The 261-nt window shown below is 67.8% G+C and carries 1 protein-coding gene; it reads right to left on the minus strand.

Going from position 1 to position 261, the window contains the following annotated elements:
• Positions 1-261, minus strand: a 261-nt coding sequence (locus tag R0J88_RS21160) for a ParB/RepB/Spo0J family partition protein (protein ID WP_410901052.1), incomplete at both ends; no start/stop codon positions are given.

The raw sequence follows: 261 nt of genomic DNA on the forward strand, positions 1-261 counted from the left end.
GGATGTTCTCGATCAATGCCAGCGCAAGCCCGAGCTCATCGCTGATGCCTTCGCGGACGACGGCGGGGATGGTATCCAGCTCCGCCAGCTGCGAGGCACGCCAGCGGCGCTCGCCGGCGATGAGCTCGTAGCGCCCCTCCCCCACCGGCCGCACCACGATGGGCTGCATCACGCCTTGAGCCCGGATGGAATCCGCCAGCTCCTCGAGCGCTTCCGGCTGAATGTCACGCCGTGGCTGATACTTGCCACGCTGCAGCTGCC

Origin of the sequence: Pseudoalteromonas sp. SIMBA_162, assembly GCF_046535955.1 — a bacterium.
Lineage (GTDB): Bacteria > Pseudomonadota > Gammaproteobacteria > Enterobacterales > Alteromonadaceae > Pseudoalteromonas > Pseudoalteromonas marina.